Source organism: Fusibacter sp. (genome assembly GCF_057447755.1).
In genome coordinates this window covers 1-7,988 of sequence record NZ_JBVBZF010000157.1, presented here as the reverse complement: position 1 = coordinate 7,988, position 7,988 = coordinate 1, and the positions used below count along the sequence as shown (strand labels likewise).

General features: G+C 38.0%; 7 protein-coding genes. 2 read left to right on the top strand and 5 right to left on the bottom strand.

The features are described from left to right. Nucleotides 1-658 (top strand): M3 family metallopeptidase (locus tag AC220I_RS14730; RefSeq protein ID WP_486724613.1); only part of this gene is annotated, 658 nt, incomplete at its 5' end. Nucleotides 659-922: 264 nt separating this feature from the next. Here the strand turns inward: AC220I_RS14730 and AC220I_RS14725 are convergent. The 3 genes from AC220I_RS14725 to glnA all read right to left on the bottom strand — a co-directional run bounded on the left by AC220I_RS14725 (nucleotide 923) and on the right by glnA (nucleotide 6,371). Further along, nucleotides 923-2,497: a M20/M25/M40 family metallo-hydrolase gene (locus AC220I_RS14725; protein WP_486724612.1), complete on the bottom strand. Its 1,575-nt coding sequence runs from the start codon at nucleotides 2,495-2,497 to the stop codon at nucleotides 923-925. Between the two features lie 93 nt (nucleotides 2,498-2,590). Further along, the gene (locus tag AC220I_RS14720; RefSeq protein WP_486724611.1) at nucleotides 2,591-4,711 is read right to left on the bottom strand and encodes a methyl-accepting chemotaxis protein; all 2,121 of its coding nucleotides are present in this window, start codon (nucleotides 4,709-4,711) and stop codon (nucleotides 2,591-2,593) included. 232 nt (nucleotides 4,712-4,943) lie between these two features. Continuing rightward, nucleotides 4,944-6,371 carry a type I glutamate--ammonia ligase gene (gene glnA / locus AC220I_RS14715; protein WP_486724610.1) on the bottom strand — a complete coding sequence of 476 codons (1,428 nt, stop codon included), beginning with the start codon at nucleotides 6,369-6,371 and terminating at the stop codon, nucleotides 4,944-4,946. A 230-nt stretch (nucleotides 6,372-6,601) separates the two neighbouring features. Here glnA and AC220I_RS14710 point away from each other — a divergent pair, with 230 nt between their 5' ends. Further along, nucleotides 6,602-7,144: an RNase H family protein gene (locus AC220I_RS14710; RefSeq protein WP_486724609.1), complete on the top strand. Its 543-nt coding sequence runs from the start codon at nucleotides 6,602-6,604 to the stop codon at nucleotides 7,142-7,144. A gap of 69 nt (nucleotides 7,145-7,213) precedes the next feature. Here AC220I_RS14710 and AC220I_RS14705 read toward each other — a convergent pair whose 3' ends face one another. Together AC220I_RS14705 and AC220I_RS14700 are read right to left on the bottom strand one after the other, a co-directional pair. Beyond that, nucleotides 7,214-7,783 carry an HD domain-containing protein gene (locus AC220I_RS14705; RefSeq protein ID WP_486724608.1) on the bottom strand — a complete coding sequence of 190 codons (570 nt, stop codon included), beginning with the start codon at nucleotides 7,781-7,783 and terminating at the stop codon, nucleotides 7,214-7,216. Between the two features lie 120 nt (nucleotides 7,784-7,903). Next, nucleotides 7,904-7,988, bottom strand: an 85-nt coding sequence (locus AC220I_RS14700) for a rubredoxin-like domain-containing protein (protein ID WP_486724614.1), incomplete at its 5' end; no start/stop codon positions are given.

Genomic DNA, 7,988 nt, shown 5'->3' with positions numbered 1-7,988 from the left:
GCTCACAATTGCACATGAGCTAGGACACGCCTATCATGGTGATCGCTTAAAATCAGAGTCCATTCTCAACACAAATTATCCTATGCCATTGGCTGAAACCGCCTCGATTTTTTGTGAGACAATTGTGCGAAATGCTGCATTAAAGTCAGCTGATGAAGCCCTAAAACTCACAATCCTTGAAAACAGGCTACAAGGTGCAATGCAGGTTATTATGGATATTCTATCGCGATATTATTTTGAAACACAGGTTTTTGAACGTCGCAAGGACCATCCACTCTCTGTTGAGGAACTCAAGAAATTGATGTGCGAGTCACAGTTAAAGGCATATGGTGATAGTTTGGACCCAGAACACTTGCATCCCTATATGTGGCTCAATAAGCCCCACTACTATTACGCTTCTAGAAATTTTTACAATTTTCCTTACGCTTTTGGCCTTTTGTTTGCAACGGGGCTTTATGCCCAATACTTGGAGCGTGGTCAAACATTTTTATCTGAATACGATCTTCTACTCCAGGCCACTGGTAAAATGTCCATTGAGTCTGTCTGCAGGCTTGCAAATATCGATCCAAGATCAAAGACCTTTTGGAAAAATTCTCTTGATGTCATAAAAAAGGACATTGATGGTTTTGAAAATCTCATCGAGAAGTCACTCCAATAAATCAATATTATGTGAAGCAAACAAATGTTTGTCAACAGTATCCACAGACTTATCCACAATTTTGTACTTTTCCTGTTGAAATCCTGTTAATTTTAGCAGTTTACAGTGTGGATAACCTCATTGTTCTGAAAAGTGTGACTTATATATCAATTAAGACCAAAACCTTATTTTGACGCATCTAACCGCTTTTGCAAGTTGATAATTCTTGCTTTAAGCAGGAACAAGGCTAATGATCTATATAAAAAAATAAGACCCTTTTTGGTCTTATTTTTTTTCTGTATTAATATGGATTAACAAGGTCTCCAAAATCTCCGGTACCGTTACTTCCAAATCTCTTTTATATACCCGTTCTGTCTTCTGATGTAAATCTTTCCCCCAAGGTCCAATGATGGAACACGGGATATCTAGCTTATTTAAACTCTCAAAATTGATATCATATCGCCTATTCATCAAAGGCAGGTTTTGTTCTATGACACTGGCACTGGTTCTCATGCCCTTCAAGTAACTCATGTCACAAATTTTCATAAAAAATGGTTCATTTCTATAAGTCAAGCCATTTTGATGACAAGCCTCTTTAATCTTGTCATTGAGGTGTCTAATGTGAAAATCTGTAGAATCCACCGCTGGGTAAAATGGTGCAAGAAGACCGATTACCACTACTGGGTGATCAAACTCCAAGTATTCAATCATGGCCTTGATGAGCATGGCTGTAATCACTTGGTCATTCATACCGACATTAGCGGTTAGAAAATCACTAACAAAAACGTCAGCATTTGTTTTTTCACTAATTCGATTTAAAAGTTCGTCATATAAAAGCACTTCTGTATTAAACTCTTTTACAGTTTCATAAGAAGGCAAGCCCTGTTTTCTTAAAAACTCATTTTGAGAATAGTTAAATTGATTGATGGCATCTTCTAGGGACCAAACACAAAGCTCTTTAAGCTGAGCAAGCTTGTTATCCAAATGATCCTTTAAGAACATCCAGTTAAAAAAGGCACATGCGAACTCAGGTGTTGTCACATCATACTGGTCTTTCAAGTCCTTAAGACATAAAAAGGTCGGTGGCGGTGTCATTTTCTTATAAACCACATCTGCCATTTCGGTATTGAGCTCAACCGCTTTTATGATTTCTGTAAGAATACCAATTGGGTTTAAACCTGAAAAAACCTCACCAGTGTGAACAGGAATGCCCTTTGCTACAATAATCGGCATCATTTTACCTGCAGATCCCGAATAGGTTACAAACTCATTTTTATCAAGGCGTTCATGTGGTTCTGTCAAGTAAGCGCTGTGGAACTTCAAATTGTAAGTTGTACGAAGCGCTTCTAAAAAGGTGATACAATGCCTCATGCCCGCAGATAAATTTTCTTCATCAGGTACTGTGATAAAGAGCAGATTTGGATACTGAGGATTTAGTGTCGCTCTTTTTAAAAGTTCTAAATTAATGGCAATGCCAGCCTTCATATCACAGCTGCCTCTACCATAAATCCATTCCTCATTCTTGTCTTCCACCCCACTGAACTTAGCATTGAGATAGTCGGAATCAAATGCAAATGCTTTGAAGTCTCCATACTGCTCAATACCTACTATATCATGGTGGCCAAACAGGATTACAGTCTCTTCTGCCCCATTGTCAGCCAGCGCCCATATACAGCTACGTCCATAAGGGTCTCCCTGAATAGAAGTTCTGCCATATCGGTCATTATTGTTTTTAAAATAGTCAATATCATCAATTAAATCAAGTAAAAGTGTCTCAAATTCTTTTTCATACAAAGAACCCGAATCACTTCTACACGTCATTAATTTATAAAAATTATCTAAAATCGTTTTTTGTGACATATTATACTCATCCTCGATTAATATGAAAATTTCAGTTGTATATTCCTTTATATTCTAACATAACTGAACCCATATAGATACGATATTTCAAGGTTAAATATCAAATTTTTCCACATGCTCCTTTAAAATCTCAGATGTTTTTTTCACAATCCCCACCTCTTTGTATACAAAATCAGAGACACTGACAATATCCGTAACATTATTTGCCACTTCATTGATTCCTTCTGTACTTTCACCAATATTCGCAGCAATGCTGGCTATGGATTGATTGACATCCTCAACTGAAGTTTTCATGACTTTCATGGTTTGATCAAAATTTGTGAAAAGACGGTCTAGTGTAAGCGCATCGTTGTTGTATTGATGCCCTAATCCAAGGAGGAGCTCATAATCGCTCATGACATTTTCTTCTATAAATGTAGTCAACTCATTTGCGCTTTCACTTAAGGCATCCACAGAATTCACCACAATGCCAATCACATTCTGTATCTCGTTGGCTGATTGTTGACTTGTTGTTGCCAATTTTCGAATTTCTTCTGCAACCACTGCAAATCCCCTTCCGGCATCACCAGCACGTGCAGCTTCAATCGCGGCATTTAGGGCTAACAGATTGGTTTGACCCGCTATCCCCATAATGGCGTCAGTAAGAGTCGTGACCTTCTGTACGTCCTTTGCCTTTTGAATAGCATCTGATAAGGTTGCTTTGGCAGAAGTATAAAGCGTGTTTGCCTTTTCCTTGGCTTCAATAGATTGGGTTTTTATATTATGGCTTCTCGCCTTAATTTCACTAGCAAAATTAAGGCCTTCTTGAGATTGCATAACCACTTCATTTATATTAAGGTCAATATTTTCAGTAGTTGCAGTAATGGTATCTGCAGCAGCATTTGTCTCTTCCATACTTGCAGTGAGTTCTTGGACACTTGCCGAAATCGACTCAATGTGATGGTTTAAGTCCTTGACACGACTTTCAACTGACTTTGCCAACTGGTCCAAGGATATCGCATTTTCATCCACATCCAAAAGCACCTCATGTAAAATCTGGTTGTAGAGGTTAAAGGCATCTGCAAGATCATAAAATTCATCTTTAGTCCTCAAATTTATCTGCTTTTTCAAGTCGCGATGCTCAGTTGCCTCTTTGAGATCTCTTTTTACAATATTAAGTGGCGAGATTACAGCTTTGAGGTCTATCAAGGCAATCAATGCGCCCAATACAATTGACAATATGAGCACGACAACTGAATTTTTTATAGACGTGTTTTTAAGGGTTTCAATTGCACGAGTTTGTTTGCTGGATGCGTCCTGAGCACTCTTATTGATAAAGTCTGTAGCATTATGAAGCGCATCGCGTTTTAGCCCCAAATTACTACTAACAGACAACAGTGACTTAACAGAAGCTTCATATTGATCCAGGACCTCATCCATTGGTTTTAAATCTGCTGGCAGGGTGGATTGCATGGTCAATCCCCCTACACTGTCTTTAATAGCCATGATAACCTCGGGTAGGGTATTCAGTTGCTTTTTGTCATTGGTCAGCAAATACTCACTTTCCAAATGTCTGATACGCTCTATGTTTGTCTGAATATTTGCCAACTCAATTTTCGTTTCATCACTGGACTCAACCTTCATTAGTCCAGAAACTGCTTTTTCTGTTTGAAGACCCAAGAGGTCACTTGCCAATTTTATTTCCTCTATCAAAGCCTTACGACTTGTCATAAGCTGGGCATAGTCTTTGAACTCTCCAGAATACTTTGTGATACCAGTGAGAATATTACTCAAATCTGCAGATGTTTTCGAGTCAATATTTTGACCTTTTAAAGTCTCTGTCTCTAATTTAAGCAGGTCTAAATTTGCAATAATTTCCTGCGCCAGACTTGCACTGGCCTCTTGATCAAAACGATGTTGAATGATGATGGTCTGATTCAATGTCTGCTCAATGTCTCTAATTTTTTCATAAAATCCCATTTTTTCATTTATGGCCATCATTTGAGTGATGGTGTAGCTCACTGAAAAACCAATTAAGGCCACAAGCAATAAAAAAGACGCAACAAGCTTGAGTTTAATGCTTATATTTAGGTTAAGTTTTAGCTTTGGGTTTAATATAAATTTTTGGTTTAATTTAAGTTTCTGGTCTGATTTAAGTTTCTGGTCGAAATTTAGCTTTTGCTTGCGCTTTGGCAGCTTACCAAAAAAGCGCCTTAAGAATTTTCGGATGTTCATGACATACCCCTTCCTACGATATAACGAAATGTTTTACTCTGTATTATGGCATCATTCAATGTAAGATGCAATAAACCGGGGCATGTTTTGTTGATATTTAACAAGCATTTTTTAATCAGAGATTTCTCTTCCTAACTTTGGGTTCAGATTATATTGCATCACAGGCCTTGTCCCATTTACCATAAAAAATCACCAAGAATGTCCTTCTTAAGACAAGCTTGGTGATTCACACTTATAAATCATAATACATTTTATATTCTCTTGGTGATGGTACAACACTTTCTTCAAGTGCTTCTTTTTTAAGATAAGCAATTTGATCGTCTATTAGGCCTTTGGTAAAGACGTTGCCAGCCATGAGATAATCGTGATCCACTTCTATAGCTTCAATGACTTCAAAAAGGTTTTTAGGCAGCGCTTTTATGCGCTTGCGATCTTCATCTGATAGCTGGAAGACGTTAATATCCAGTGGGCCAAAGCCTTCTTTCATTGGATCAATCTTATTTTTTATGCCGTCAATTGCCGCTAAAACAAGTGCTGAATATGCCAAGTATGGGTTTGCTGTGGCATCTGCAGGTCTAAATTCAAATCGCTTTTTATCAGGTTGTATTGCATAACCCGGGATTCGAATAACCGAACTTCTGTTGGCAGTGCCAAAGCATATGCTGACAGGTGCTTCATATCCAGGAACAAGGCGTTTATATGAGTTTGTACTTGGATTTGTAAATGCCATAAGTGATGCTGAGTGCTTTAATATGCCGCCAATTGCGTATAGTCCAATATCGCTTAAGTCAGAATACCCCCCTTTTTCATAAAAGAGGTTCACATCTTTGTCAAAGAACTGAAGATGAACATGCATACCACTGCCAGCTTCGCCTAATATAGGCTTTGGCATGAAGGTTGCCGTTCTGTTGTGCTTGACTGCAATATTTTTTACGACGTATTTTACAATCATGGACCGATCGCCCATTTTTATGGTGTTTCCAAATGCCAATTCAATTTCCTGCTGACCAGGGCCACCCACTTCAGGATGTTGATATTTAACAGGAACATCTAATGCCTCAAGGCTGAGCGTCATTTCATTTCTCATGTCAAAGTTGATGTCAAAAGGAAGATCCACATGATACCCACCCTTATGTTTCACAATATAACCATTATTGTTTTCTTCCGAATCCGAACGCCATACGGCTTGTTTTGTATCAATTCTATAGCCATAGTTTTCAGGTTTCAAGCTGTAATGACAGGAGTCAAAGGTATAAAATTCAAATTCCGGTCCTAAAAGTGCGTGTGTTGCAATGTTTTCATCTCTTAAGAATTGTTCTGCTTTTTCTGCGACAAATCTTGGATCACTTCCGAACCTATCTTGGCAATCGCCAGTGTGATAAATCTTTGTGAAGAAAACCAAAGTCTTAACTTCTGTAAATGGATCGATAAAGTACTGTTCAAGATCCGGTTTAAATACCATATCTGACTTTTCAACCGTTAAAAAGCCATAGCTTGAACCATCAAAGCCAATACCATCCTCTATGGTTGCTTGTGTAAAGCGTGCCACTGGAATGGTTAAATGGTGCCATCTGCCAGTTAAATCCAACATTTTAAAATCAATAAGTTGAATCTGATTTGCCTTGCAAAACGCTTGTACTTCCAAATGATCTTTAAACATTTTAGTCCCCCTTGAATGAGCGTAATGAACGCTTGTAAAGCAACCTCCCCACTAGGAAGGGCTGTATTCAAGCGTCTAATATCATCATATCAAATTTTTGTTGAATTGTGCAAATTTTCTAACAATTGTTAAGCAAATGTTGTATCTTTTAATTTTGGCACTATTTTTATATTCTCCAATCCCATGGTGCTATGGTATACTTTACTTGTATGTATAGAAAGGATGTTCATATGAAAATTGTAGAAATATTTTGTGATGGTGCTTGTTCGGGAAACGGTCAGGATACCAATGTAGGTGGATGGGGTGCCGTTCTCGTTTACAATGCACAAAAAAAAGAGCTTTTCGGCGGCGAAGCTGCAACAACCAACAACATTATGGAACTGACTGCTGCAATTGAAGCCCTGAAAAGCCTTAAATCAACAGCCCTTGAGGTTCACATATTTTCAGATAGCGCTTATGTTGTAAACTGCTTTAGAGAGGGTTGGTATCAGAAGTGGCGGCTAAATGGTTGGCGTAATTCTAAAAAAGAACCCGTTGAAAACAAACAACTTTGGGAGACACTAATCACACTTGTTGAATCTTTTTCTAAAGTGGAATTTTACAAAATCAAGGGCCATCTCAATTTGAATGCCAAGGCAGATGTTCAAAAATGGTATAAGAAATTTAACGAGACCAATGGTCTGAACTATTCAATGGATGCCTTTCTTAAAGTGAGTGAGTACAATCACTTGGCAGATGAACTTGCCAACAGGGGCATGGCACCTTACAAATAAGAAAACAGACATATTTCAGTGCTGATTTAGCCTCTGAAACGTGTCTGTTTATTTTTATAGTCATATCACTTAAAGTAATGTAAGCCCTTCTTTATTGAGCTCCAATTCTCTTTCTGAAAGTGCTTTGATCACATTATCAATATGTTCTGTGAGATCTAAACCAAGTTCTTCAGCCCCTTTGGCGATATCTTCTCTGCTGACAGCCCTAGCAAATGCTTTATCCTTGAGTTTTTTCTTAACCGATTTTGATGAAAGGCCGCCAAACTTCTCAGGTCTGACAAGTGCCACTGCCACGACAAAGCTTGAAAGCTCATCTACAGCATAAAGCGATTTTGCAAGTTTTGTTTCTCTAGGTGTATTGGTGTGATCACCATGTCCTTTCACAGCAATTACAAAGGTTTCGTCATAACCATGGTCTCTCAAGAGGTCAAGTGCCATGAGGGGGTGTTCGTTAGGATATTTTTCAAAATCAATATCGTGTAACAGTCCACATTGTCCCCATAACTCAAGAGGTTCATTAAAATATGACGAATACCATCTCATACTGGCTTCCACAGCTAAGCAATGCTTTATTAAACTTTCACTGGTCACTTGTGATTTCAATAGTGTAAATGCTTCTTCACGTGTTTTATAATTCATAACTACCCTCCTTGCCTATTTTTTCTATTTTACCACTTTTTTTCATCATTCGCTTATTTATGTACTAAAAAAGCCTCTGATATTTTTACCAAAGGCTTATTTGCATTCATTAAAATGATTTTAGTAATTCGTTTCTTTTAATTCGAAATGCGCTTGCGGATGTAAGCAGGTTGGACAAGTTTGTGGTGCTTCTGTCCCTTCATGT

Coding starts and splice junctions, on each gene's coding strand:
- AC220I_RS14705 (WP_486724608.1), bottom strand. CDS start 7,783: ATGAATTATAAAACACGTGAAGAAGCATTTACACTATTGAAATCACAA.
- AC220I_RS14710 (WP_486724609.1), top strand. CDS start 6,602: ATGAAAATTGTAGAAATATTTTGTGATGGTGCTTGTTCGGGAAACGGT.
- glnA (WP_486724610.1), bottom strand. CDS start 6,371: ATGTTTAAAGATCATTTGGAAGTACAAGCGTTTTGCAAGGCAAATCAG.
- AC220I_RS14720 (WP_486724611.1), bottom strand. CDS start 4,711: ATGAACATCCGAAAATTCTTAAGGCGCTTTTTTGGTAAGCTGCCAAAG.
- AC220I_RS14725 (WP_486724612.1), bottom strand. CDS start 2,497: ATGTCACAAAAAACGATTTTAGATAATTTTTATAAATTAATGACGTGT.